The following is a 1533-nucleotide window of genomic DNA, read 5'->3' as shown; positions in this document are numbered from 1 at the left end:
CGGCCTCCGAGGCGCGGGCGACCTCCAGCCCTGATGCTGCGGCGGCATGGGCGGTGACCAGCTGCGGGTTCGACAGTTCGGCCAGCAGCTGGCCGCCCTCGACCCGCTGGCCCAGATCGGCCTCGATCCGCGTGACCCGGCCCGAGGTGCGGGCCGAGACATCGACCCGCGGGGCCGCGACCTCGCCCTGGATCAGCAGGGGGCCGGGGCGCGTCGCCCACCAGACGGCACCGATGACCAGCCCGGCCAGAACGGCCAGGACCAGCAGCGGCAGAAGGGATCGGCGGGGCGCCTTGGCAGGTTTCATCGGTTCGGTCCCTGACATTCGACTGAGGGCCAGACTACGCCCGGCCCGCGCCGGGGACAATTCGAAAGCATGCTTGCGAAAAGCAATTTTCATGGGCGTTGTTGGGCATTGTTGCAGAACTCGGCGTCGGAGCAGGGCTCTCCCTTACCCATTAAGCTCAGGCCAGGCGCTCGATTTCGGCGGTGCCGGGTGCGTTGAAGCGGTTCATGAGCGCGACGCGGATGTAGATCTCGGCCGCTTGTCTGTCGGGGTCTTGCGAGGCGATGCGCTCACCGAAGGATTTGAGGCAGCGCATCCTTGCCTCGATCCGACTTCGGACGTGATAGCCGGACCAGACCTTCCTGTTCGCCCGACCGAAACGTTTGGTCGCCCGGAGGATGTCGTTGCAAGCGCGAGCGGCAGGGCAGTCCTCTTTCCAGAGGCGACCATTCTTCCGGATCGGGATGATGGCCGTGCCGCCACGGTCCACGATTGCGGTGTGGCATCGCCGGGTGTCGAAGGCACCGTCGCCGGTCACGGTGCCGACCAGCCCCTCCGGCGGAATCTGCTTCAGAAGGTCAGATAGCTCAGGACCGTCGCCTTCGCGGCTGGAAGTGAACTCCACCGCCCGAATGTCGCCGGTGTCTGTATCCATTGCCAGGTGGACCTTGCGATACTGGCGCTTGCGGTGGGTGCCATGCTTGTGCGCCAGCCATTCTCCATCGCCGAGAAACTTGATCCCGGTGCTGTCCACCAGCAGGTTCAGAGGACCTGGTGCGCGCCGGCAGGATATCTGGACAGTGAGGGTTTTTTGTCTGCGGCTCATGGTGTAGAAGTCCGGCACGGGCCAGTCGAGCTCGACCATCTCCAGGATGCTGGCCACCGTTCCGGTTGTCTGCCGAAGCGGCAGCCCGAAGAGCACCTTCACCATCAGGCAGAACTGGATGGCCGCACCCGAGAACACCGGCGGGCGACCACGACGACCCGCCTTGTTCGCCAGCCACACCATGTCCTTGTCCATCCAGATCAGTGGCGATCCACGCCGCCTCAAAGACTCGTTGTAGGACTTCCAGTTCGTCATACGGTAGCGGGCAGCCTCAGGTTTGCTCATGCCGAGACGCTTACCGTGGCCCCCGGCTGCAGTGTATCGGCGACCACCCGAGCCTTCACCTCATCCGGCCACCGCCGATGACCAGAGGCATAAATCTCCACGCCCAGGGAGGTGAGAACCCACATTTCCCAAGTAA

General features: G+C 64.6%; 1 protein-coding gene and 1 pseudogene. Both read right to left on the bottom strand.

Annotated features, from left to right (window positions below; all coding sequences use genetic code 11):
• Positions 1-307, bottom strand: a pseudogene (locus CDV49_RS19950) (biotin/lipoyl-binding protein); the annotation flags it as partial.
• 157 nt (positions 308-464) lie between these two features.
• Positions 465-1397, bottom strand: a complete 933-nt coding sequence (locus tag CDV49_RS19945; protein ID WP_035714899.1) for an IS5 family transposase — start codon at positions 1395-1397, stop codon at positions 465-467.
• Positions 1398-1533: the final 136 nt, after the last annotated feature.

Source organism: Haematobacter genomosp. 1, from assembly GCF_002196855.1.
Lineage (GTDB): Bacteria > Pseudomonadota > Alphaproteobacteria > Rhodobacterales > Rhodobacteraceae > Haematobacter.
The sequence above is the reverse complement of the archived record's forward strand: the minus strand, read 5'-3'. Positions and strand labels throughout refer to the sequence as shown.

What these genes read in the sequence shown, in the direction of transcription:
- CDV49_RS19945 (WP_035714899.1), bottom strand. Translation starts at nt 1,397, where the DNA reads ATGAGCAAACCTGAGGCTGCCCGCTACCGTATGACGAACTGGAAGTCC.